Source organism: Colwellia sp. NW0002-52-1 (genome assembly GCF_057550865.1).
This window is the reverse complement of sequence record NZ_BAAJLU010000004.1, coordinates 39,105-65,372: the sequence shown is the minus strand read 5'-3', so window position 1 is coordinate 65,372 and position 26,268 is coordinate 39,105. Positions and strand designations below refer to the sequence as shown.

The window sequence follows — 26,268 nt, the reverse complement described above, 5'->3', positions numbered from 1 at the left end:
TTATGCTGCGGGACTATCTTGTCCCATAAATTTAGCAAGCATTCTTGCCAAAGTACTGCGCATTTCACGACGATCAACAATAAGGTCAATCGCACCTTTTTCTTTTAAGAATTCACTACGCTGAAAACCTTCAGGTAGCTTTTCGCGGACTGTTTGTTCGATAACGCGAGGACCTGCAAAGCCAATTAAAGCTTTAGGCTCGGCAACATTAATGTCGCCTAACATTGCCAAACTTGCAGAAACACCGCCCATAGTAGGATCAGTCAATACTGAAACATAAGGTAGACCTTTCTCACTCATTTTGGCTAATGCGGCACTGGTTTTTGCCATTTGCATTAATGAAAACAATGCTTCTTGCATACGAGCACCGCCACTGGCAGAAAAACAAACAAAAGGTACATCATGCTTTAAACAGTATTCAACACCTTTAACAAAACGAGCACCAACAACAGATGCCATTGAACCGCCCAAGAAGCCAAATTCAAATGCAGCTACAACAATAGGCTGACCATGAAGTTCACCTTTCATTACCACTAATGCATCTTTTTCACCGGTACTTTTTTGTGCCGCTGAAATACGATCTTTATAGCGTTTAGAGTCTTTAAATTTAAGAATATCTTGTGCTTCAAATTCTTCACCGAGTTCAACTCGCTCGCCTTGGTCAAGAAAGCCATCAATACGTTTGCGTGCCGAAATACGCATGTGATGATCACACTTTGGACAAACTGACATTTGTCTGTCTAGCTCAACTTTATAGAGCACCGCGTTACAGCTAGAACACTTACTCCAAACGCCTTCTGGAATATTTCTTTTTTGTGTTGCTTTTGCTTTTGGGAGAATCTTTTCAATCCAGCTCATAATATATTTTTGCCTATACACGAAAAAATTTAATAATTGTTTAAAATACAACCACTAAATATAAAATTTTAGCTAATTCGTTGAATTAGACCATAGAACACCTACACAATTATAGGAAAAACTGGTCTGTTTTCTTTGTTCTGTCTGTTTATATAATTAGCTTCGCGGCTTTTCGCCAGTAATATTGTTTAATCACAGGGAAAACAATCAACTTGTTTTAACTTGATTATAGTAGAAATAACGGCCCTGGGCTACGCTTTGGAATACCGAACTCTTCTGGGTAATCTACATCAACAAAATATAAACCGGCAGAAGGAGCCGTAATACCAGCAACACAACGATTCTTTGCTTCTAGCACTTCTTTGAGCCAACTTACAGGTTTTAGTTCCTGACCCACTTTCATTAAACTACCCGCAATATTTCTCACCATATGGTGTAAAAATGCATTGCCTTTAATATCAATAATAACGAACTCACCTTGGCGAGAAACATTACAATAATGCAACGTTCGAGTTGGAGAGTTCGACTGACAATGCACAGTTCTAAATGAGGTAAAATCATGACGCCCAACTAAATACTGTGCGGCTTGATGCATTAAATTTTCATTCAAAGGATAATGACAAAAGCTAATGCCTGAGCTTAAAATTGCCGAGCGAAGTCGATTATTGTTAATAATATAACGATAACGACGAGCAGTTGCACTAAAGCGAGCATGAAAGTCTTGATTGACTTCTTTTACCCAAGACACGGCAATATCTTTAGGTAAATTAGTATTAACACCCAACGTCCAAGCAACATCTTTACGCATTTTATCTGTTTCAAAATGAATAATCTGGTTGGTCGCATTAACGCCAGTATCTGTTCTACCGGCGCAGACAACTTCAATAGGTTCATTGGCAATTTTTGACAAAGCCTTCTCTACACATTCTTGAACGCTAATTACATTCTTTTGTCTTTGCCAACCGTAGTAGTTGCTACCATCGTATTCTATGCCTAAAGCGTAACGCATTGTATCCTCCATTGCTAAGGTGAGACATTATCCATTATTTTGCGCGTTATACCAATTGAATTAATAGATTCAACACTTTGCATTAATTTTGAAAGCTCTAAAAGTTAAAAGGCTGCAAAAAGCAGCCTTTAAATTTAAGAGATAAAAATATCTTAATCTTTAAGATTATCCAACAACTGTTGAGCATCAAACTGTTGCTGCGCATCCCCTTGTTTTACTACATCAAGTAAGATCACTTCGGCATTCTCTTGGTCACCAATTTCGATATAAACCTTAGCTAAATCTAATTTGGCAGCAATGCCATTGTCGTCGTCATCAATATCTTCGTCAGTAATATTCCCTGAAAATTCTGGGAACTCACTTAACCCGACATCTATTTTCATTTTTTCATAAGGCTCAGTTGGTTTACCATCTAACAAGCTATCAGATAATAAAGAGTCGACTGAAATAAAGTCTTCTTCATTATTTTCTTTTCGAGAATGATTACTTTCTGATTCAAGATCTTCTTCAACATCAGACTCAAAGTCATCGCCAATATCAAAGCTCTCGCTGAATTCAAATTCATCACTGCTTGCTTGTCCACTTTCTTCTTCAATATTTGCCAACAAGTCATCAAAATCAAGGTTATCAAGCTCTTTAATGCCTGCAACTTCTTCAGCGTTATCGGCAGCTGACTTTTTACTCTCTTCTTCTATTGGACTATCATCATCAGAAAGTAAATCAGCCAGCACGTTACTGTCAGTAAAGTCTGGAGATAATTCTACTAAGTCGTTATCTGTTTTCTCATCATTTAATAAATTAGTTAATGTAGATTCGTCAAAGTCACCGGATATTGCCGCTAAAGTTTCATCATCCAAATCAGTAGCGTCTACTATTTTATCCTCAAGCTTTTCGTTAGATGAATCAGTGTCTTGTAATTCTGTATCGAGAACATCATCACCTATTTCTAAAGTGTCTTCATTTGATGGCTCAGGGTGATGATTAACTTCCTCAATTAAAGCGTCAATATCAAAGTCATCTGAAATATCTTCATTACTATCACTTGCTGCATTATTTTGACTATCGTTTTGACTGTCACTTTGATCGTCACTTTCAGTCTGCAACGATTTTTCAGCATCTTCATTAGCAATTTCACTTAAATCAGTGTCTATAAATGACTGTACGTATTCATCAGTAAAATTATTAATGAGTGCTGTATTTTCGCTATCAATATTATCTAAAGACTCTGACACATTATTATTTTGGTCAATGTTTGTATCAGGAGTGTTTTCATCAGGAGTACTTGAATCAGGAATGTTTGAATTAAGGCTAGCATCAACATTGCTGTCCTTATCTGCTGTAGGCTCATCTGCACCGTTAATTGAGTCTAACAGTGCATCAATGTCGTCAGGGTCTGCGATATCGAGATTACTTTCAGCATCTTCGATATTTTCGTCAACACTCGCAATAGTATCATTATCTGACGAAGGCTCATCCACACCGTTAATTGAGTCTAACAGTGCATCAATATCGTCAGGATCTGCGATATCGGCATTACTTTTAGCATCTTCGGTATTGTCGTCATCAATTGCATTCGTATTATTATCAGACGAAGGCTCATCAGCACCGTTAATTGAGTCTAACAGTGCATCAATGTCGTCAGGGTCTGCAATATCGGCATTACTTTTAGCATCTTCGGTATTGTCGTCATCAATTGCATTCGTATTATTATCAGACGAAGGCTCATCCGCACCGTTAATTGAGTCTAACAGTGCATCAATGTCGTCAGGGTTTGCGATATCAGCATTACTTTCAGCATCTTCGATATTTTCGTCAACACTCGCTTTGGCATTATTATCTGATGAAGATTCATCTGCACCGTTAATTGAGTCTAACAGTGCATCTATGTCGTCAGGGTCTGCGATATCAGCATTACTTTTAGCATCTTCGATATTTTCGTCAACACTCGCTTTGGCATTATTATCTGATGAAGATTCATCTGCACCGTTAATTGAGTCTAACAGTGCATCTATGTCGTCAGGGTCTGCGATATCAGCATTACTTTCAGCATCTTTGATATTTTCGTCAACACTCGCAATAGTATCATTATCTGATGAAGGCTCATCCGTACTGTTAATTGAATCTAATAGTGCATCAATGTCATCAGGATCTGCGATATCAGCATTACTTTCAGCATCTTTCTCAACATTTGTATTGCTATCATTATCTGTTGAAGTTAAAGGTTCATCTGCACCGTTAATTGAATCTAATAATGCGTCAATGTCATCTGGATCTGAAACGTCAATAGAAGCTGGTTCATCTGAACTATCTTTTGTTTCACTAACCGCATCAAGCAAGGCATCAATGTCATCAGGTTCAGAAACTTCACTAATATCAGTTGTAGACTTATCATCTATGTCGTTTGATTCTACAGCAGCATCTAATAAGCTATCGATATCATCGTCATCATCCAACACTGTATCAGCACCAGCATCTGTTTCTTCAGATTCACTGGTTTTTCCTTCAGATAATAAAGTATCTAATTCATCTAACGCAATTTCATCTGAGTCAAGTGCAATTTCTTCACTGTTATCTACTTCATCTTCTAAACCAGCAATTAAAGAATCTAAATCGCTTTGATCTAACTGCCCACCTTCTAATGGCTCACCTTCAACTGGATCGTCATCTAGCGCAATGGTTTCCTCATTGTTATCTAAAGCAATATCTTCAAGCTCGTCTAAATCATCTAAATCGTCATCCAGTTGAATAACGTCTTCATCTAATGCGTCTAGATCATCAGAAAATAGATCATCGTGATCTTCATCATTTTCTGATAAGTCTATTGAAAGTTCATCATCGAGTGACAATTCATCTTCGAGTGATAGCTCGTCATCAAGGCTTAATTCATCTTCTAAGGTTAATTCGTTATCTACTGCTTCTTTCGTTGGCGGTGTTTTTTCTTTAGCATCAACACTTTTTTCTGTCTTGTCTGGGACTAAGTCTTCGTTACTGTCTTTATTGTTTTTACGTCTAAATAAAATGGCAACCAAGGACAAAACTAACAACGCAGGTAAAGTGGCCATTAATGCAATGAACCATGAACTCGACATTAAGTTGCCTTCTTCAAGTTCAGCTTTTTGTTTCTCAATTAATAACGCTTGTTCTCTGGCTTCAGCTTTTGATAAAAGTTCTTGCTGCAGCGAGATCATATCGTCCATCTGCACTTTAATTTCTTTGCTTTTAGCCACTTCACTCTGCATTACGCCAAGTTGGTCATTGAAGCTTGTTAGGCGATCACGTAATGCTTCATTTTCTTTTAATAAACTTTGCAGGCCGTCAATAGAATCTAAAACGTCATTCTGAATAGTGGCTAATCGTTGTTGTTGCGTGTTATCAATTGTTTGTAATTGAGTATTAATTTCAGATTTTGCTGCATCTAAATCTTTTTTATTAACGGAAGCTTCTTCAGGATTAGGTATTTTCTTAGGTGTAACTTTAACAACTTTTGCAACTTTTTGTTGCCAAGCCTTATCATCGCTGCGTGACTTTTGTTGTGCTATGTCAGGGTTAATTGCTCTAATCACATCAATCGACGGTAGTTTTAAATACTGACCGCTGATCATGTGATTTAAATTATTTTCTTTAAAAGAATTAGGGTTATTCTCATATAGTGCCTGCATGACTTGATAAACAGACAAGCGAGGATCAGGACGAACTTTTAGTGCAATGTTCCATAAAGTATCTTTGCTGGTAATTGGTCCATAACGGTCGTAAGGAAATGCGTCTGTAGATTTAGGTCCACGAATACGTATTCCGTCATCTTCAGCTGATGTTGGGAGACTAAAGCAGCAAATGCTAATAATAAGTGCCTGCCATAAGCACAGGCGTAACAATGTGTGCATTAAAATTTCCTATTTATAATGATTATTCGCCAATACAATGACGGGCCCAAGTCAGGAGATTGCGAAGCAAAAATTATTCCAGTTATTAAATAATTACTGCCAAATACTTGGATAAATGCCTTTACAGCTTTTTAACTGCATTATTAATTTAATAGTATATGTTTCTTATCTTATCCTTAATTTACGTTAAGTGAAATAAAACAAAAAAACCCGTCGCTTATTATAACGACGGGTTTTCATTTTTCTTTAATAAATCTACAACTTATCGACTATTAATACTCGCTAAGGTGATCTTTGATTAATAACTCGGCAATTTGTACGCTGTTTGTCGCTGCACCTTTTCTTACATTGTCTGCAACGATCCACATATTAATGCCATTGTTGTGGCTAATATCTTCTCGAATACGGCCAACAAAAGTTTCATCTTTACCGCTAGCATCACCAATTTGCGTAGGAAAGTCTTCGTCATTACGACAAACAACAATACCGGGCGCTTGGCTTAAAAGATCTTTAACTTCTTCCGCTGAAATAGGTGAATTTGTTTCAATGTGCAATGACTCACCATGGCCGAAAAATACCGGTACGCGAACCGCTGTAGGGTTAACCATTACCGTGTCATCACCAAGTATTTTCTGTGTTTCCCACACCATTTTCATTTCTTCTTTGGTATAACCATTTTCAAGAAATACATCGATTTGCGGAATTACATTAAAAGCGATTTGGCGAGAGAAATTTTTTGACTCAACAGGCTTACCTGACAATAGATCAGCCGTTTGTTTTGCTAACTCATCCATTGCAGCTTTTCCGCCACCAGAAACAGACTGATAAGTACAAACATTAACACGAGAAATACCTACAGCATCATAAATAGGCTTTAAAGCTACCATCATTTGTATGGTTGAACAGTTAGGGTTAGCGATAATATTACGATTACGGTATTCAGCTAGCGCTTGTGGGTTTACTTCAGGCACCACTAATGGAATATCAGCGTCGTAGCGAAATTCAGAGGTATTATCAATAACAATACAGCCAGCATCTCCAGCGATAGGAGCATACTTTGCTGATGTAGCACCGCCAGCAGAAAAGAAACCTATTTGTGCTTGGCTCCAATCGAAATTATCAGCGTCTAAAACTTCAATGCTTTCACCATTAAATTCAATAAATTCACCAGCAGAACGTGCGCTAGCCAATGGGTATAGTTTATTAATTGGAAAATCACGTTGTTCTAATATTTCAATAATTGTTTTACCAACTAATCCTGTTGCACCTAGTACGCAAACATCAAATTTCTGTGCCATGATCCTCTCTCTTATCCAGTTTGTTTATTAAAGCCGAGCAGATGTGGCACATCTGAGCTCAACACATTGTTCAAGTTTACCGTTATTGCAGAAAACTCCCGGCGAGTCGGGTAGGTTTTTCGAATATGGTCAAATCCTTGAGTATTAATTTGTTGACGAAAAATTGCATCGTCGCGTCTAACATCGTAAACCATTTTTACCAGTTGGTTTAGTAGTATTTCATCAAAGGCTTGTTTAATTTCAATCGCACTAATAGCCGGTATCGGTAAAAAGTCAGCAAGTTGCTTCTTTGGTAAAATATCTAACTGTTGGCATAATGCCCGATACAAAATTTCTGTGCCACGAGCTTTTCCTTCTAAGCTATAACCAGCAATGTGAGCTGTGGTAATTTCGCAGTACTCGATCAAGTCAGTTAATATAGCAGGCTCATTTTCCCAAACGTCGAGTACCAATTTTACCCCGTGGCCTTGCTGCTTCATTTTCAATAAAGCTATATTGTCTACCACCTCACCGCGACACGCATTAATCAAAATTTGATTATGGTTTAATGTTGCAAGCCGAGCCGCATCCAATAAATGATATGTTGCATGCTGCCCTTCACGAGTTAATGGCACATGTAAAGAAATCACATCACAAGCTAGTGCTTGTTCTAGTGTTGAAAACTCACGATTATCATTAGGATTTTCAGCTTGCAAAGGATCACAAATAACATGCTTAATGTTTAAAGCGGTTAATTTTTCACTTAATCTTGAGCCCGTATTACCTCCGCCAACAATACCAACGGTTAAGTCAACTAAGCTCAATAAGTAACGTTCTGCAAGCACGACCATAGCACTTAATACATACTCAGCTACCGATACTGCATTACAACCGGGTGCTGAATGGAAGTTAACTTTTCGTTCGGCTAAGTAGTTTTGATCAATATGATCAACACCTATGGTTGCTGTACCAACAAAGCTCAGTACATTGTTGTTTTGTAGCAACGCTTTATTTACTTGTGTAATGGAGCGCACCAACATTACATCTGCGTTTGCAACGTCATTCGCTGTCAAAGTGCGGCCAGAAAAGGCGGTTAATGTACCTAAGTCGGCAAAAAAATCCTTTGCGAATGGCATATTTTCGTCGTAAAAAATATTCATTAATGTTCTCAATTATAAAAAGTAACAATTACTTTTAAATAGCTATTAGCAATGCCCAGATAAATTTAGCTTTGAGTCGGTACTGTCGACTTTTTAATATAGCTTTCTTTTTCGGTTTGCGTTACTTCAACAGTAATTATGGCGTTTTCAATCCCTAGGCGCTCAAGTTGATTGTAAACATGGCCAGTGAGGTTTTTTCGCTGTGTTAAATCGCGACCCGATAATATTTTTAAATTAACATGTACGAACACTTGCTCTGCGCCGGGCAAGTAAAAATCATCATAAGCACAGGCACGTACTTTGATATCAGTAGCGCTAAATAACTCACTTTGGTTTGCGCCTTTATAAACAGCGTGCATTAACTGCTCTACCGGCAAGTTTTCGGTAATTTTTGCAGAATATTCAATAATACAATGAGGCATGATAGAACGGTCATCAACAATAAATAATTAAGGTGGACATTGTAGCTAAATTTAACCACAAAAAGACATAAAAAAACCGCTAAGTTATTAGCGGTTTTTTAAATTAAATAGAATTATCAGTTATAAATACTCATAATTTCACCAAACAGCATTTTATTTATACTTTTGCATAACTAAGGTCGCGTTAGTGCCGCCAAAACCGAAGCTATTAGACATAACTAAATTAAGCTCCATGTCACGTTTTTCAGTAACAATATCTAAGCCTTCAGCTTTTTCATCTAAGGTATTAATATTAATCGAAGGAGCAACAAAGCTATGCTCCATCATTAATAATGAGAAAATCGCTTCATGAACACCCGCCGCACCAAGTGCATGGCCTGTCATCGCTTTTGTTGCGCTAATTGCAGGTGAGTCTTCACCAAATACCGCTTGAATAGCACCAAGTTCTTTTACATCGCCAACAGGTGTAGAAGTACCGTGAGTGTTTAAGTAGTCAACCTTTGCGTCAACACCTTGCATGGCTTGTTGCATACAACGAATAGCGCCTTCACCGCTTGGAGCAACCATGTCGTAACCGTCTGACGTAGCACCGTAACCCACAATTTCAGCATAAATATGTGCACCACGCGCTAAAGCGTGTTCAAGCTCTTCAACAACAACCATACCGCCGCCGCCAGAAATAACGAAACCATCACGGTCTGCATCATAGGTGCGCGAAGCTAGTTCAGGTGTATCATTATATTTAGAAGATAATGCACCCATGCCATCAAACATCATCGCTAATGACCAATGAACTTCTTCACCACCACCAGCAAATACTACGTCTTGCTTACCCAGTTGAATTAGCTCAGCTGCATGACCAATACAATGCGCACTCGTGGCACAAGCTGAACTGATTGAATAGTTAACACCTAAAATTTTAAATGGTGTCGCTAAACATGCTGAGATGGTGCTCGACATGGTTTTTGGTACTGCGTAAGGACCAACACGTTTTACGCCTTTTTCGCGTAAAGTATCTGCTGAGTTAACGACGTTTTCAGATGACGCACCACCAGAGCCAGCAACAATACCGGTACGGAAGTTTGATACTTGTTCAGGCGTTAATTTTGAATCTTTTATTGCTTGATCCATGGCTATATAGGCAAAAGCAGACGCTTCACCCATAAAACGTAGTGCTTTACGGTCTATGTGGTCTTTAACTTCAATTTCAGGTTTACCCCAAACTTGACTGCGCAAACCCATTTCAGCAAAACTTTCAGCACGGGTAATACCTGAACGCCCTTCTTTTAAAGACGTTAATACTTCTTCTGCATCATTACCAATACTTGATACAATACCTAATCCGGTGATAACTACACGTTTCATATAAATAACCATATTCAATTAAAAAATCTGGGCGTATCATACATACTTTTGCCCCCTATACTGGTCTGTCCAGCGTACACTTGTACACTGAATTTTTTCATTTTTATGACAGCCTATTGTAATAACATGTAAAATAACCTTTTTTTACTGGCAACGGAAGACGTTAATATTGTGATTGATCAAGCTAAGATTACCTTTCAAGAAGACGGTTCGCCTTTTTCAAGCCAGTTTGAAGATATCTACTTTGATACAAACCAAGGCACAAGCCAAAGCGAGTGTGTATTTATTAACGGCAATAATATTAGATCAAGGTTAGCAAAACTCCCCGAAAAATTTGTTATCGCAGAAACCGGCTTCGGCACCGGACTAAACTTTTTATTAACACTTGCAGCTTTTGATCAAATTCAACAAAGAAAAATTCAGCCACAAACCAAGCACCAAACTGAGCTTGAATCAGAACTTAAATCAGAGCTTGAATCAAAACAGGCTTTGCACTTTATCAGTGTAGAAAAATACCCATTATCAAAAGCGCAACTGGCACAATCGTTAAAAATTCTGCCTGAGCTTGAACATTACAGTCAGCAATTAATTGCACAATATCCAGACTCTCCAGAGCAAGATGTAACACTGAGTTTTTATTCAGGCGCAGTAACTTTGCAATTAATATTTAACGATGCAACATTAGGTTTAGCGCAATTAGCCAAGGATAAAAATCGTCGAAGTTCAGCATTAGTTGACGCTTGGTATCTGGATGGTTTTTCACCCAACAAAAATCCTGAAATGTGGCATTCAGGGCTATTCCAACAAATAACACGGTTATCAAAAGAGCAGGCAACATTAGCAACATTTACGGTTGCAGGTAATGTAAAGCGCCAATTAATATCAGCCGGCTTTCGAGTTGAAAAACGCCCAGCGCATGGTAAAAAAGATGAAATGCTAAGCGCGGTGTTTCAACAAAACCCTCATTCAGGAAAAGGCTATCAACAACGCCCAATAATTAACAAACCACAACAGGTCAGTATAATTGGTGGTGGTATTGCTTCAGCGTGTGCTGCTTATGCGCTAACAAAAGCTGGGGTTAAGGTAAACGTATATTGTCAAGATTTTAGCATCGCACAAGGGGCATCAAGTAATAATATTGCCGCGCTCTACCCACTTATTCACCAGCAAGCAGATGATATTAGTTTGTTCTATCAACAAGCGTTTGAGCAAGCCGTAGGATTTTATAAGCATATTAGCGAACAAGGTTTTAAGTTTGATCACGACTGGTGTGGTTTGCTAGAAATCTCATACAAAAAAGCTTTAGATCTTCGCCAGCAGCATTTTGAGCACTCGCCAGTGTGGCCAAAATGCTTAGTACAAAGCATAGATAAAACCAAAGCCAGTGAGTTAGCCAATATAGCGCTCGAACACGGTGGCTTGTTTTTCCCTAAAGCGGGTTGGATTGCCCCGGCTCAATTAGTAAAACAAGTTTTTAAAGCCGCGGAATCAACTAATCGGTTGCGAGTCGAAACTGGCTGTAAAATCAATAGTGTAAGCCAAAAAGTTGATGGTAAATGGTTGCTGCATACTGACAAAAAAGATTACCAAACCAATGTAGTGATCTATTGTGGCGGTGCCCAAGGCATACCGCTGAACTTAATAGAGCAACTACCACTAACATCAGTACGTGGCCAAGTTAGTAATATGATAAGTAATGATAAAATAGCTAACCTATCTACCGTTATTTGTCATAAAGGTTACTTAACACCAGCTAACAATAACTTGCATTGCATTGGCGCAACGTTTCAAAAAAATAGCTTTGATACCGAGAGTAAAGCCGAAGACGACCAATTTAACTTGGCTATGCTTGATAAATGCTTACCAAATGTAACGCAATGGCAACCTACTGACATTGTTAGTAGTAAAGCACGTTTACGCTGCATGACCCCTGATCACTTACCTATGGTAGGTGCTATGCCAGATATTGATGCTCATAAGCAGCAATATCCACATTTAAGTAAAGATAAGCGTTGGCGCTATAATGAATTAGCACCGGTAATTTCAAATCTATATATGTTAACTGGATTGGGCGCACGCGGGCTTTGTACTGCGCCATTATTAGCCGATATTTTAACCGCCGATATTTGTGGTACGCCTTACCCACTAAACAACGAACAGCTATTTAACTTAGCGCCTAACCGCTTCATTATTCGAGATATTATTCGTCGAAAATTTGATTAAACTTATTATCGAACATAAAAAAGCAGCCTTTAAAATATGCTGCTTTCATTGGTTTGTTTAATCGCTATTTAGTTAAATTGCTTAGTTAACCTGAACTCTGGATAAGCAGCACTTGCTCAATGCTCCATTTTAAGCCATTTTCTGCGTTAAAACGTCGATAAATAGCCCGCTATTCATAAACGTTTTGCCTTGGAAATGGCATAAAATGAAGCATTGATGATATCTATTCGTGATGTTCACCTGGCTATAGCATTTACTTTATTACCTAAGCTTTTGGTTCACTTGAGTTTCAAGCACTCATTATCCAGAGTTCAGGTTAGTTACTTTACTAATCGACCACTTAGCATAGTTGAGCTATCCAACTAAGCTATCTAGTTAAGCGCTGAAAGCTGTTTGCAAAGTTAACCAATAGTCTTGCACTATTTGACGATCTTGTGGACTAAGCTCTGTGCGAGCAGCTTGTAGCTTTTCACTGATATTTGTCGCTAAAGCTTGTGTTAAAGGCTGTGATTCATCACCGTATTCGCTGCCAGCTAAGCTGATAAAGCCTCTTAAATAACTACCGGCGAATAATTCATCAGCACTAACGTCTTGTGTTACTTGCTCATCTAAAAAATGATATAACGCGGTAAGGTTTTCAAATTGCATATTTAATTCCATATTCAATAAGGCAAGTTTATAAACATTGCCTGTTCTCTAATATTAATAATGATTAATTTTTATTTAATGTACGTTCTATTGCACGCTATCAACGGGATATAACACTTGATCATTGTAACCTGTAGTCACGGCTAAATAACCTGATAGTTCCAGATCAAGTTCGCTATCGCCGGTATCAGCAATAAGAGGCCTTGCTTCTAGTGCATTCAGCTTAGTTTTAGTCGCAATAATAATAATATTTTCTTTGCCAATAGCACGAATTATACGTGGGCTTAACTGTTGATTACCACGACCAAATATATGCCCTTGACCGCCAATTAACGTGATTAACAACTTAACCTGACCAGCTTGATAAGACTGAATTAGCTGCCAAAGTTGCATCTCAGTTAAGTCACTTGCCATTAATGTTTGCTGACAAATAGCATCAACACCAAGCAAGGTATTATCTAGCCCTAACTCTTCCATAACAAATGCGGTAGTGGAACCTGAGCCAATAATAAATAATTCGTCATCCATTTTAGCGATAACATCCGCAGCAATATCTTGTAATACTAACTCATCAGATTCTTTACCACCTGACTTAACCGCTTGAATATAACGTAACTCTGATGGTACTTGCATTTCACCAAAACGCTTTGCTTTTACAACGCCTTGGCGAAACAAGCTTTCATCAATATCCATTACATCTGCATCGGTTAAACTTACTAACTGATTAGTGATCATTAACTCTACTACGCGACCGGCGGCTTTAGGTGTAATTGCATAAACGCCAGAATGAATTTTACAACCCGCAGGTATGCCTAATACAGGAAACTTATCTTCAACAATATGGCAAACATTGCGTGCTGTGCCATCACCTCCGGCAAACAACAATAAATCAATATTGTGGCTGATCAAAGTGGTTACCGCTTGCTCTGTATCAAGCGCTGTGGTCGTTTCACTTGAAAGCTCATGCACCACTACAGTATTAAAACCTAAGCCTTTCGCTGTATGCTCGCCCATCTCAGCAGCGGCTGTATAAATAACTATATTGTCTTTGTAAGGCAATAAAATTTCTAATGCCAGTAATGCCCGTTCATTAGATTTAGCGGTCGCTCCAAGCGCTAGAGCTTGTTCAGCAATGCCTTCACCATCACTCCCTTTTAAAGCTACACTGCCACCAATGCCTGCAATGGGGTTAATGACTAGGCCTAATTTAAATTCTTTCATTGGTTAATCTCATTTATTTCCAGTAACAACTTCATCGCAATACCAAAATAACAATACCAAGTAGCCATACCAAAGCTTCTCGCGCCCTACAGTTGAAAATGCTTAATGGCTAAAGGCCAAGCGGTTTGATAATGCTTTGCTAAAACAGTCATAAAAGTTTCGGCATCTTTAGGGAAGCCGTTGGCTAAATAAGTCAGTACTTGTTTATATACCAAGGCTTTAAACGCCACTCTATCGGTTTCGCCTTCACCTAATAAATTATCCGTAGAAACATCAAAATGCTTTCCACTGGCAACACAAAGTGCCCACTCTATCGCTTGAGGTTTTATTTCTACACTTTCAAATTGGGCTTGTTGTTGATGATCTCTACCATCTGGAATATACCAATAACCATAATCTTCCAATAAACGCCGTGTCGAACCTGCTAAGCACCAATGTGAAATTTCATGCAATGCACTGGCAAAATAACCATGAGCAAAAACAATTTGATTATAATTACAATCTTCACTGCTCGGAATATAAATAGGCTCGTCTGTGCCTTTTATTAGGCGGGTATTATACAAAGCATAAAAAGTTGTATCGAATAACGTGATCAAATCACGGTAGTGAAGCTCGGGAATATTATCCGCCGTCTCATCACAAATGTTTAGAGGCTTACACATAGACATGAAATAAACTTTTTCAGGTGAATAGGGTTATGCTAGAACACTGTTTGGTACTGTGCAATTGCCCTTTAAAATTGACGCTATTCTAACGAAAAACGACGATTATTACATCGCCGTTTTAAAAAAACTTTAACTCTTCGTATCAAAGATAACACGATTGTCTAAGATTTTGCTTGCAACCTAAAGTCGATAACAATACAACTTACAACTAAGTGCTGCCTTATTGATATTTTGCATATGCTCAGCAAATAAATTAACTTTCATTGCCCGAAACATCGTCAGATTCTTTCATATTTTTTACGCCACCTTTAATAACAAAGTAGCCAAAAACACCTGAGATTAATGATCCAATCACTATACCTAATCTATCTTGGAAAATAAGATTAGCGCCTTGACCTTGCTCGAAGGCTAAAGAACCAATAAACAAACTCATGGTAAAACCAACACCACATAATATTGCAGCGCCGTAGAGCAAACGCCAATTCACATTTGTTGGTAATTTAGCCCAACCTAGTTTAATAGCAATAAAACAAAAACCAAATACGCCAAGTTGTTTACCAACGATTAAACCAACAATAATCCCCATTGGTACAGGTGCCATTACTTGTTCGATACCCACACCGGCAAAGCTTATTCCTGCGTTTGCAAAGGCAAAGACTGGTAAAATAATAAAAGCGACTAACGAATGTAAGTTATGCTCTAAAGATTTTAACGGTGAGGGTTCATCTTCTTTCCCTTTTATTGGAATAAAGAAGGCTAAAACAACCCCTGCTAATGTAGCGTGCACACCAGATTTTAATACAGCAACCCAAAGCACAATACCTAGAAAAATATAAGGTGCTGTACTAGTCACACCACGTTTATTCATAACAAATAATATCGCGATGATGCTCGAAGCAAAAACTAGAGATAATAACGAAAGTTGGTCAGTATAAAATAATGCGATAACGATAATAGCGCCTAAATCATCAAATATAGCTAACGAAGTTAAAAACACTTTCAGTTGTAGCGGCACTTTGCTGCCTATAACCGACAAAATACCTAAAGCAAAAGCAATATCGGTGGCGGTTGGTATCGCCCAGCCATTTATCGCGTCAGGATCATTGTAGTTAAATGCCACATAACATAAAGCCGGTATTAACATGCCACCTAAAGCACCAATAGCCGGTAATGTAACTTGCCCAGGTTGCGATAAATCACCCTCTAAAAACTCACGTTTAAGCTCTAAACCTACCAGGAAAAAAAACAGTGCCATCAGCCCGTCATTTATCCACAACAATAGAGGCTTAGCTATTTCAAAAGTTCCCACAGCGACCTGCACAGGAATATTAAGTAGCATATCGTAATACACCATAAAAGGTGAGTTAGCGATAATCATGGCCGCAACAGCAGCAAACATTAAAATAATACCGCTGGCAGCTTCAAGCTTTAAGAAGTCGTTAACACTTTTAATAATCATTGGTTCTCATAATTAAATTCACGTGACGACATAATATGTCACAAAAACACTTTTTTCAAATTAACCAATGTAATCATTTGTAAAAAATTTAATGCTAAATAAACACTAAATGATAATAATTCGGAAAAAAGTAATTAATTCGATATTAGTTCAGATTATTGATTTATTAACTGGTAATATTGCATTAAATAAGAGCTGAACTTCCCGCTTAAAATCAAATATTTCATCCAAGGCAAAAACTTATGAAAAAACTCGATGACATAGATTTACGTATTCTAACCTTGCTTTATAAAGATGCGGATATCACCAATAAAGAGTTAGCCTCACAAATAGGTATTGCACCTTCAACTTGTTTAGAGCGCGTAAAACGTATGAAATCCAATGGTGTTATCAATAATGCTTTTATTGATATTAATTTCAAAAGTATTGGAGGAAATATTGAAGCAATAGCAGCAATTAAATTGCAACCTTACTCAGAGTTAATCGTAAATATGCTTAGAGATGATTTACTCAAACTACCTGAAATTGTCAGCTTGTATCATATGGGTGGTAGCTACGACTACTTTATTCATATGTCTGTAAAAGATAGCGAGCACTTACGTCAGTTTGTATTTAATGCGATTACTTCTCGTGAAGAAGTTACCACCGTTGAAACTTCACTTATTTTTGAGCATAGCCGTAGCGGTGTATTACCAATTTTTGAAGATGAATAAAGTTTTCCGAAATAAAGCTTCTAGCTATCGCTTTTAAAATCCCCAAAAAAAAAGAGCTGGAACAGCTCTTTTTTATTAGTGTGTCGCAATGAGTTAATGCGCTACAAAGTCTTTTGTTTCAAAATATAGCGGTTTCATCGTGCCGCAATTCAAAAATTTATACTGTAGTTCAGACTCTTTTGGTACAGGCGAAGAGGTATTAAATTTAGTTAAACAACCCGCCTGTTGATCAATACTTATAAGATGATCAAAGCTTGGTGCCTGTGAAATTCTATGAATATAAATTTTAATATTCTTTTGCAGTGAAACCACGTCATATTCTTGTTTGCTACTAGCGGGCTTAATATCGTCAAAGGACCGCATATATATTTGTTTTTCAAAAACCATTGGAATGTCTTCATAAACCAACATACCATCTCGTTCAAAATGCCCTGCATATAAGTCTACGTTGATCACCATTCTCTCTTCACGCATTAAGCGTTGTAAGTTAAACGGTTTAGGTTTAATAGTAATAAGGTCGCCGTCTCTAACCGATTGCAAAACAGCCAAGTTATTATTATCTAGTTTATACAACAATTGCACATCATGCGGCTTATGATACAGCGGCATATGGGAAGCATAAATACTTGAACCCTGAGCAAATAATACCATGCCATGAACGCCCATATAGGCAGGATCTAATGGTGGTAATTCTTTAACCTCGTCCTCTGCAAAACTTATTTGGCTTAACAAAATAAACATACCAATAAACAATTTTTTCATACAAGACCTCAATAAATAGGAAATAACAGGCTAACGAGTCAAATGGGTAAAAGCATATTGGTATTATAAAAATTTCAGTAGTCTGAAAATCTATACCTTTAACCAATTTATTAAATTTCGTATCACATTATAGCTTTTTTAAACAAAAAAAATCCCACAAGTTAGTGTGGGATTTTTATCTTGTTATATTCTTAAGCCATGTTAGCTTTTAAGATCATCAAAGAATTTTTTCACACCATCGAAAAAACCTGTTTCTTTCGGGCTATGTTTACTGGTACTTTTACCCATTTTTTCTTCTAATTGGCGTAATAAGTCAGCTTGATCACCCGATAAACTTACCGGTGTTTCAATCACAACCTTACACATTAAATCGCCCACTGAATGGCTACGAACTGATTTAACACCTTTGCCACGCAAACGGAACATTTTGCCTGTTTGAGTTTCTTTCGGTATTTTCAGTTTAACTTTGCCTTCAAGTGTAGGTACTTCAATTTCACCGCCTAATGCTGCAGTTGTGAAACTAATAGGTACTTCACAATATAAATTGTTTTCGTCACGAACAAAGATTTTATGGTCGCGAACATTTGCTTGAACGTATAAATCACCTGCTGGTGCACCATGTTCACCGGCTTCACCCTCACCTGATAAACGAATTCTGTCACCGGTATCAACACCTGGTGGAATTTTAACTGATAAGGTTTTGTTTTTCTCTACACGCCCTTTACCACGACATGAAGTACAAGGGTCTGAAATAACTTTACCTTGGCCAGAACACGTTGGACATGTTTGTTGAACCGCGAATAAGCCCTGACGCATTTGTACTTGACCATGACCATGACATGTTGAACATGTTTTAGCACTGGTGCCTTTTTTAGCGCCGCTACCATCACATGGCTCACAACTCACAAAAGTTGGTACTTTAATTTCTAAGGTTTTACCTTTAACCGCTTCTTCTAACGTTAGATCAAGGTTGTAACGTAAATCGCTACCACGACGTTGGCGAGATTGACCACCACGGCCACGACCGCCGCCACCAAAGATATCACCAAAAATATCACCAAAGGCATCACCAAAGTCTTGACCGCCGCCGAAGCCACCGCCGCCACCATGACCACCCTGTTCAAACGCAGCATGACCATATTGATCATACGCCGCACGCTTTTGATCATCGGTTAATATTTCATAAGCTTCTTTAACTTCTTTAAACTGTTCTTCTTTAGCTTTATCACCTTGAGTTCTATCAGGGTGAAACTTCATTGCTAAACGTTTGTAAGCTTTTTTGATATCTCGCTCTTCTGCATCTTTTGATACACCAAGCACTTCATAATAATCGCGTTTTGACATAGGTTTTATTTCTTTACTTCAAATTTATGGATACTAATTTGTTTAACTTCTTTCTTAGACGCGGTAAGAGTTATCTTCAACACCTTAAAAATCTAAGCAAATTAACATCATGTAATAATTAAGTTTCGTTGTTGTTTTACATAGTTTTTTACAAAGCAAAGCGCCGATAGTTATCGACGCTTTAATTTGTTTGAACTAAACCACAAAGTTTAATTGTTTTTTGTTGCCACTGTATCGCTCTTGAGCAAGGCGGTCACGCGGAGCATACAAGTGTATGTGAGCATGTCCAACGCAGCTATTGAGCGTTACAGTTACAACCTAACAACTAATTATTTGTCGTCTTTAACCTCTTCAAACTCAGCGTCAACTACATCGTCACCGCCTGATGCATCAGCTTCTGGTGCTTCGCCTTCAGGTGCGCCACTTTGTGCTTGCGCTTTAGCTTGAGCAATTTCCATCAACTTAGCTGAAGCTTCGATAACTGCTTGAGTTTTAGCATCGATTTCTTCTTTGCTATCGCCTTTAATGGCAACTTCAAGTTCAGATAAAGCTGTTTCAATTTTCTCTTTATCTTCGCTAGGTAAATCTTCGCCTGCTTCTTCAATTTGCTTACGAGTTGCGTGAACCATGCCATCAGCTTGGTTACGAGCTTGTACAAGCTCTTCAAATTTCGCATCTTCGTCAGCATTAGCTTCCGCGTCACGTACCATTTGCTCTACTTCATCATCTGATAAACCAGAAGAAGCTTTGATAGTGATTTTTTGCTCTTTACCTGTGTTCTTATCTTTTGCTGTTACATGCAAAATACCATCAGCATCTAAATCGAATGTTACTTCAATTTGTGGCGTACCACGTGGTGCTGGGTCAATACCTTCAAGGTTAAATTGACCAAGAGATTTGTTGGCAGAAGCTTGCTTACGCTCACCTTGTACAACATGCACGGTTACAGCAGCTTGGTTATCATCAGCTGTTGAGAATGTTTGAGATTGCTTAGTTGGGATAGTGGTGTTTTTATCGATAACTTTCGTCATCACGCCGCCCATAGTCTCAATACCTAATGATAATGGCGTAACATCTAAAAGAAGTACGTCAGTTACATCACCAGAAAGTACACCCGCTTGAATCGCAGCGCCGGCAGCAACAGCTTCATCAGGGTTAACATCTTTACGTGGCTCTTTACCAAAGAATTCAGTAACAACTTTTTGTACCATTGGCATACGTGTTTGACCACCAACCAAGATAACATCGTTAATGTCGCTAATTGAAAGGTCAGCATCTTGAAGCGCTTTTTTAAGCGGCTCTAATGTTGCTTTAACCATGTCTTCAACTAAAGATTCTAATTTTGCACGTGTTACTTTAATGTTCATGTGCTTAGGACCTGAGCCGTCAGCAGTGATGTACGGTAAGTTAACATCAGTTTGTTGTGCAGAAGAAAGCTCACATTTTGCTTTTTCAGCCGCTTCTTTCAAACGTTGCATAGCTAATGGATCTTGCGTTAAGTCCATGCCTTGGTCTTTTTTGAATTCAGCTACTAGGTAGTTGATTAAACGGTTATCAAAATCTTCACCACCTAAGTGAGTGTCACCGTTTGTCGCTAATACTTCAAACGTGTGCTCGCCTTCAACTTCATCAATTTCGATGATAGAGATATCGAATGTACCACCACCTAAATCGTATACTGCAACAACTTTGTCGCCTTCTTGCTTGTCCATGCCGTAAGCAAGAGCAGCAGCAGTTGGCTCGTTAATAATACGTTTAACATCAAGACCCGCAATACGACCAGCATCTTTAGTTGCTTGACGTTGTGAATCGTTAAAGTAAGCCGGAACAGTAATTACTGCTTCCGTTACTTTTTCGCCTAAGTAGTCTTCGGCTGTTTTTTTCATTTTTGCTAAAACTTCAGCAGAAACTTGTGGAGGAGCGATATTTTTATCACGTGCCGTAACCCAAGCATCACCGTTGTCAGCTTTAACAATGCCAAATGGCATAATTTTAATGTCGCGTTGAACTTCTTCATCTTCAAAACGACGACCGATTAAACGCTTAATAGCGAATAATGTGTTTTTAGGGTTAGTAACTGATTGACGCTTAGCTGGTTGTCCAACTAACGTTTCACCTTCTTCAGTGTAAGCAATGATTGAAGGAGTTGTACGATCGCCTTCTGCATTTTCAATTACACGTGCTTTACCACCATCTAGAACAGCAACACAAGAGTTTGTTGTTCCTAGATCAATACCAATAATCTTGCCCATTTTGACGATCTCCGAATACTTAATTTAATAAAAATAAAGATTAAATCTTTTGATGAACAGTTAGTGGGGGCAGGAAAAAGTCTTTTCAACTATTTTTATTCAATTAAATTAAAAAATATTAAATTTATTTGCTCTACTCTTTATTAAAGCCGATTAAGCGCACACTTTAAGCGTTTGCAATTTATAGCAAAGTGAGTAAAACACACTACCAACGTTACTTTTTAAGTAGATTAGAAAAACAAGATAATAATTGTACGTATCAATCACTATACTTTTTTAATTCGCAATTCGGTTGAGGTTTCACACGATCCTGTATCCTAAATATAACTTCTCGGTGCAGCGGTGTTAGAAGCCCTTAATCTATTAATGTCTGACTAAAGAGAACTCTGTGGGAAAGCATGAAACCAAGCACACAACTTAAAAAACACAACAAAAAAATTTCACCACCGAGACACCGAGGGACTTCGTCCTGCACCGAGAAGTAAAAAAGCATCAAAGTAAGACCTTACCCATATTCACTTTCTTATCACTACTCTCTTCTCGGTGTAGCGCGATGCGCCTCGGTGCCTCGGTGGTAGAAGCCCTTATTCTTTTAATCTTTTTTAAAAGGGAACTTACTATACCGAAATCTGATTTTATAAATGCTTGTCCACATAGGCAGATAAAAAATTTTGCACATAAAAAAACCAGACATTAGCCTGGTTTCTTAGGTTTAACTAACTACAGATAATATTATGCAGTAGTATCAACACTTGGCTTAGCTTTAGACACCATCACCATCGCAGGGCGAATTAAGCGACCGTTTAACTCATAACCTTTTTGCATCACCGCAATAACTGTATTAGCTGGCACACCTTCAACTTCTTGCATTGACATCGCTTGATGTAATTCAGGGTTGAATGGTTGGTCTTGCGGGTCAATTGCTTTAATAGAAAATTTCTCTAACGAAGCAAGTAAACCTTGATAAGTAAGATCAATACCTTCAACAATAGCAGTATTGCTTTCATCTTCTCTATCAATGTTTTGTAATGCACGCTCTAAATTATCAACTGTTGTTAACATCTCAGCTGCAAACTTTTCTAAAGCAAATTTACGCGCTTTTTCAACATCTTGAGCAGCACGACGACGAACATTGTCTACTTCTGCTTTGGCACGGATAACAGAATCTTTTTGATCAGCAACCGTAGATTTAGCCGAGGCTAAAGCCAATTCAAGCTCGTTTATTTTTTCTTGTTCTGGGCTGATATTCTCCGCAGCAGCGTCTAGTTGAACATCAACTTGCTCTTCTGCTTGTTCAATAATTTCAGCGGCTAATTCTTCTGCTGCAATTTCTTCAGCACTTTTATTTTCTGTTGACTCGTTGGCCATGTAAAACTCCAAAGTAGGTCTTAAATTCAAAATAGGTAAAACTGATAACGCTAATTATGGGGGCTTGTTTTTATGATTCAAGCACAAAAGTAAATCATTTAAAAAAAAGTCGACTTTACAAGCGAGTAAAATAGCGCGAAACTGCTGATAGTCCTTAATTATATTACATATTTATAAGCACAGTATGAGTAATTTATACAACACAATTGGTTTAATTGGAAAACCTCATCATGAAGGTGCCAGCTCAACCATAGAAGCCTTACATCAATATTTATCACAAAATGGCTACAAAGTGCTGATTGAAAGTTCTGTCGCACAAACGGTGAACATAGACAATATTGACAAGGCGTCACTCACCGATATTGGCGAACGTGCAGACCTAGCTATTGTTATAGGTGGTGACGGTTACATGCTAGGTGCGGCAAGAGTGTTAGCTTGTTACAACATAGGTGTAATTGGCGTAAACCGCGGTAACTTAGGCTTTCTAACTGACTTATCGCCAGATGATTTAATTGCCCCACTTGAAGCTATTTTAAAGGGTGAGTCACGCTCTGAACAACGCTTTATTATTGAAGCTGAAGTTTATCGTCACGGCAAACTTAAAAGCTCTAACAGCGCAGTAAATGAAGCTGTTTTGCATGCGGGCAAAGTTGCCAACATGATAGAGTTTGAAGTTTACATTGACGGAAGCTTTATGTTTAGTCAGCGCTCTGACGGGCTAATAGTGTCAACACCAACGGGGTCAACAGCTTATTCAATGTCGGCAGGTGGTCCAATCTTAACGCCAAACTTAAATGCCCTCTCGCTTGTTCCAATGTTTCCTCATACATTAACAAGTAGACCAATTGTGGTTGACGGCAACAGCGAAATAAAACTTAAATTAGCCAATGAAAACTATGAAAACTTACAAGTAAGTTGCGATGGTCATGTAATTTTAGCGGTTATGCCGGGTGATGAAGTTATCATCAAGAAGAGTGAATTTACTTTACGTTTAATTCATCCGCTTGATCATAACTACTTTAATGTTTTAAGAAATAAACTAAGTTGGGGCAATAAACTGTATTAATACAATGAAAATAAAATGGAATATTATCCAGCTACTACTCTTTAGTTTTTTGTTTTTTTCATTTTTCGCATCAAGCGAAGATAAAGAAGAAAAAATTGACATCATTTGGGTAACAGAAGCTTGGCAAAACTATACAAATAGAGACGGTACTGGGCTTTATCATGAACTATTTGAAGTTATATTCCATAACTCGCCATATAATATTCAAGTAAAGTATTTACCATGGAAACGAGCACTGCGTGAAATAGAAACAAAGCAAGCAAATATAAGTGGTGCACTACCGAATAATGGAAAATATTTATTTGCAGATGTGCCAATACTAACCGAGCCAATCAGTATATTAAGGCAAAAAACTGAGACTAACTTAACCTTACAGGAAATTAGCAATTTAGTTGGAGTTTGGCCGCAAAGATATGCAGACGAAATTTTATTTCCTTCGATTGTACCGTATATAAACGGCGTTAGTGCAGACTATCGTAAAGACGCTTTACACTTACTCAGAGTGAAAAAAGTTGATTACTACTTAGATATTCGAACAATATTAGAAACACAGCTCGCTTTATGGCCAGAAGCTGAACAACAAAAATATTATATTCAAGATCTAGTAACTTCAAAACTGTATTTAGTGTTTAGTGATGACCCAAAAGGTAAAGCACTTAAACACTACTACGACACAAAAACTAAAGCGCTTTTAGACCAAAACATTCTGCAAAAAATCTATCAAAAATATAAGCTGAACTTTCCATTGTTCGAATAAATTTTCAACAATAGTTAAATTAATTATTGCATAAAAAACAGATACTGTATAAATTAACAGTATCTGTTTTTTTGTAATCTTTTTTATCATTAAAGTTATTAATTTATCCACTCGTCTGTTGGAAAATTAATGCGCTAGGACAAGCTTATGTTATTGCAGCTCAACATTCAAAATTTTGCCATTGTGCGTTCTCTCGACATTGATTGGCATCAAGGCATGACCACCATTACCGGTGAAACCGGTGCAGGTAAATCAATTGCTATCGATGCCTTAGGTTTATGTTTAGGTGATAGAGCTGTAACTAATGTCGTTAGGCCTAATTGCGCAAAAGCCGAATTAGCCGCCACCTTTGATACCACTAAAAACAAACATGCCAAAAATTGGTTGAAAAAACACGATATGTTACTTGATAACGAATGTATTCTTCGTCGTGTTATTTCTGCAGAAGGCCGCTCAAAAGCTTACATCAATGGTAGTCAGGTGCCTCTAGCTCAGCTCAAAGAAATAGGCCAATTATTGATTAACATTCATGGGCAACACGACCATCAGCTAATTGTTAAAGCAAGTGAGCAACGCAACATTCTTGACGCATACGCCGGTCATCAACATTTGTTAGACGAAGTTAAATTCTACTTTCATCAATGGCGTGAACTTAATCAAGAAGCAAAAATATTACAAGAAAGTAAAATTCAACGAGAAGCAAAGCAACAGCTTTTACAATATCAAGTAAATGAATTAGACGAGTTTTCACTGCAAATTGACGAATTTGAAACATTAGAAACAGACTACAAGCGCCAAAGCAATGGTCAGCATATTTTAAGCGAAACCTTAACTGCCGTGCAGCAATTATCTGAGAATGAGCAATTTAATGTTGTTGACAGTTTGCAACACAGCGCTGAACAAATAGCCGCGCTTGGAAATTACGATCCGGCTTTAAAAGCTATTGCAGAGCAACTAAACGAAGCGTTAATACAAGTTGAAGATGCCAGCCAAGAAATTAAACACTACTATGAAAGCCTAGAGCTTGACCCTCAAGCTTATAACTTAATAGAAGAGCGATACTCAACAGCGGTATTACTCGCTAAAAAGCATCAAATTTCGCCGAACGCATTAGCGGCTTTTCATCAGCAACTTTTGCAAGAGCTGCAACTTTTTAGCTCTGATGAAACTCGTTTAACACAAATTAATGATGACATAGAAGCGGCAAAGCAAAAATATCAACATGCGGCACTTACTTTGTCTGATTCAAGAAAAAAAGCCGCCACTAAACTCAGCAAAATGATCACCAAAAGTATGGGCGAACTTAACATGCAACATGGCAAATTTTTCATTGATATTTGCCAAGATAAAAACGAAAGCTTATCCGTTAACGGTAACGACACAGTAAGCTATCTTGCCAGTTTAAATCCGGGGCAAGCGCTTGAGGCCATGAATAAAGTCGCATCGGGCGGTGAGCTATCAAGAATTAGCCTAGCTATGCAAGTTATTTTGGCCGATAAAGTTGTTACGCCTACATTAATATTTGATGAAGTAGATGTTGGCATTAGTGGGCCTACAGCTGCAATGGTAGGTTCAAAACTAAAACAATTAGCCAAAAACACCCAAGTTATTTGTGTAACGCATTTACCACAAGTTGCCAGTAAAGGGCATCAGCAATTATTTGTTGCGAAATTAACCGATGGTGAGCACACCGAAACAACGGTAACGGAACTTTCTAGTGATGGGCGCGTCCAAGAAATTGCACGATTATTAGCGGGTGATAAAATTACCGAAAATAGCTTAGCAAATGCACAAGAATTGCTAGCTGGATAATGTAAA

General features: G+C 38.0%; 20 protein-coding genes. 5 read left to right on the top strand and 15 right to left on the bottom strand.

The window, feature by feature from the left end:
- From accD to fabB, 7 genes are all read right to left on the bottom strand, one after another.
- On the bottom strand, positions 1–858 hold the full coding sequence (accD, locus tag AC27H3_RS05885; RefSeq protein WP_487104523.1) for an acetyl-CoA carboxylase, carboxyltransferase subunit beta: 858 nt from the start codon (positions 856–858) through the stop codon (positions 1–3).
- 226 nt (positions 859–1,084) lie between these two features.
- Entirely contained in the window at positions 1,085–1,867 is a 783-nt protein-coding gene (gene truA / locus AC27H3_RS05880; RefSeq protein WP_085301973.1) for a tRNA pseudouridine(38-40) synthase TruA, read from the bottom strand.
- A gap of 152 nt (positions 1,868–2,019) precedes the next feature.
- Positions 2,020–5,748: a FimV/HubP family polar landmark protein gene (locus AC27H3_RS05875; RefSeq protein WP_487104520.1), complete on the bottom strand. Its 3,729-nt coding sequence runs from the start codon at positions 5,746–5,748 to the stop codon at positions 2,020–2,022.
- 272 nt (positions 5,749–6,020) lie between these two features.
- The gene (locus AC27H3_RS05870; RefSeq protein WP_487104518.1) at positions 6,021–7,046 is read right to left on the bottom strand and encodes an aspartate-semialdehyde dehydrogenase; all 1,026 of its coding nucleotides are present in this window, start codon (positions 7,044–7,046) and stop codon (positions 6,021–6,023) included.
- Positions 7,047–7,057: 11 nt separating this feature from the next.
- Positions 7,058–8,185: a 4-phosphoerythronate dehydrogenase gene (locus AC27H3_RS05865; protein ID WP_487104517.1), complete on the bottom strand. Its 1,128-nt coding sequence runs from the start codon at positions 8,183–8,185 to the stop codon at positions 7,058–7,060.
- A 65-nt stretch (positions 8,186–8,250) separates the two neighbouring features.
- On the bottom strand, positions 8,251–8,607 hold the full coding sequence (locus tag AC27H3_RS05860) for a 5-carboxymethyl-2-hydroxymuconate Delta-isomerase (RefSeq protein WP_487104515.1): 357 nt from the start codon (positions 8,605–8,607) through the stop codon (positions 8,251–8,253).
- 153 nt (positions 8,608–8,760) lie between these two features.
- Positions 8,761–9,972: a beta-ketoacyl-ACP synthase I gene (fabB, locus tag AC27H3_RS05855; RefSeq protein ID WP_487104513.1), complete on the bottom strand. Its 1,212-nt coding sequence runs from the start codon at positions 9,970–9,972 to the stop codon at positions 8,761–8,763.
- Positions 9,973–10,143: 171 nt separating this feature from the next.
- Here fabB and mnmC point away from each other — a divergent pair, with 171 nt between their 5' ends.
- Positions 10,144–12,195, top strand: coding sequence for a bifunctional tRNA (5-methylaminomethyl-2-thiouridine)(34)-methyltransferase MnmC2/FAD-dependent 5-carboxymethylaminomethyl-2-thiouridine(34) oxidoreductase MnmC1 (gene mnmC, locus AC27H3_RS05850; RefSeq protein ID WP_487104511.1), 2,052 nt, complete (start codon positions 10,144–10,146; stop codon positions 12,193–12,195).
- A 375-nt stretch (positions 12,196–12,570) separates the two neighbouring features.
- Here mnmC and AC27H3_RS05845 read toward each other — a convergent pair whose 3' ends face one another.
- From AC27H3_RS05845 to nhaA, 4 genes are all read right to left on the bottom strand, one after another.
- The gene (locus AC27H3_RS05845; RefSeq protein WP_487104509.1) at positions 12,571–12,843 is read right to left on the bottom strand and encodes a YfcL family protein; all 273 of its coding nucleotides are present in this window, start codon (positions 12,841–12,843) and stop codon (positions 12,571–12,573) included.
- Between the two features lie 87 nt (positions 12,844–12,930).
- A complete protein-coding gene (locus AC27H3_RS05840; protein WP_487104508.1) occupies positions 12,931–14,064 on the bottom strand; it encodes an ATP-NAD kinase family protein in 1,134 nt (377 codons plus the stop codon).
- 86 nt (positions 14,065–14,150) lie between these two features.
- Positions 14,151–14,732 (bottom strand): elongation factor P hydroxylase, encoded by a 582-nt coding sequence (locus tag AC27H3_RS05835; RefSeq protein ID WP_487104506.1) that lies wholly within the window; start codon positions 14,730–14,732, stop codon positions 14,151–14,153.
- Between the two features lie 250 nt (positions 14,733–14,982).
- Complete coding sequence (gene nhaA, locus AC27H3_RS05830) at positions 14,983–16,188, bottom strand: Na+/H+ antiporter NhaA (protein WP_487104504.1); 1,206 nt, start codon at positions 16,186–16,188, stop codon at positions 14,983–14,985.
- Positions 16,189–16,430: 242 nt separating this feature from the next.
- Here nhaA and AC27H3_RS05825 point away from each other — a divergent pair, with 242 nt between their 5' ends.
- Positions 16,431–16,901, top strand: coding sequence for an Lrp/AsnC family transcriptional regulator (locus AC27H3_RS05825; RefSeq protein ID WP_085301955.1), 471 nt, complete (start codon positions 16,431–16,433; stop codon positions 16,899–16,901).
- A 93-nt stretch (positions 16,902–16,994) separates the two neighbouring features.
- Here the strand turns inward: AC27H3_RS05825 and AC27H3_RS05820 are convergent, their stop codons facing one another.
- The 4 genes from AC27H3_RS05820 to grpE form a co-directional block, all read right to left on the bottom strand.
- Complete coding sequence (locus AC27H3_RS05820) at positions 16,995–17,663, bottom strand: hypothetical protein (protein ID WP_487104502.1); 669 nt, start codon at positions 17,661–17,663, stop codon at positions 16,995–16,997.
- Between the two features lie 201 nt (positions 17,664–17,864).
- On the bottom strand, positions 17,865–19,007 hold the full coding sequence (gene dnaJ / locus AC27H3_RS05815; protein WP_487104500.1) for a molecular chaperone DnaJ: 1,143 nt from the start codon (positions 19,005–19,007) through the stop codon (positions 17,865–17,867).
- A 329-nt stretch (positions 19,008–19,336) separates the two neighbouring features.
- A complete protein-coding gene (gene dnaK / locus AC27H3_RS05810) occupies positions 19,337–21,259 on the bottom strand; it encodes a molecular chaperone DnaK (protein ID WP_487104498.1) in 1,923 nt (640 codons plus the stop codon).
- 732 nt (positions 21,260–21,991) lie between these two features.
- A complete protein-coding gene (gene grpE / locus AC27H3_RS05805) occupies positions 21,992–22,627 on the bottom strand; it encodes a nucleotide exchange factor GrpE (protein ID WP_487104496.1) in 636 nt (211 codons plus the stop codon).
- Between the two features lie 184 nt (positions 22,628–22,811).
- Here grpE and nadK point away from each other — a divergent pair, with 184 nt between their 5' ends.
- The 3 genes from nadK to recN all read left to right on the top strand — a co-directional run bounded on the left by nadK (position 22,812) and on the right by recN (position 26,262).
- A complete protein-coding gene (gene nadK / locus AC27H3_RS05800) occupies positions 22,812–23,693 on the top strand; it encodes an NAD(+) kinase (protein WP_273312361.1) in 882 nt (293 codons plus the stop codon).
- Positions 23,694–23,697: 4 nt separating this feature from the next.
- On the top strand, positions 23,698–24,450 hold the full coding sequence (locus AC27H3_RS05795; protein WP_487104494.1) for a hypothetical protein: 753 nt from the start codon (positions 23,698–23,700) through the stop codon (positions 24,448–24,450).
- 147 nt (positions 24,451–24,597) lie between these two features.
- Positions 24,598–26,262 (top strand): DNA repair protein RecN, encoded by a 1,665-nt coding sequence (gene recN / locus AC27H3_RS05790; protein WP_487104492.1) that lies wholly within the window; start codon positions 24,598–24,600, stop codon positions 26,260–26,262.
- Positions 26,263–26,268: the final 6 nt, after the last annotated feature.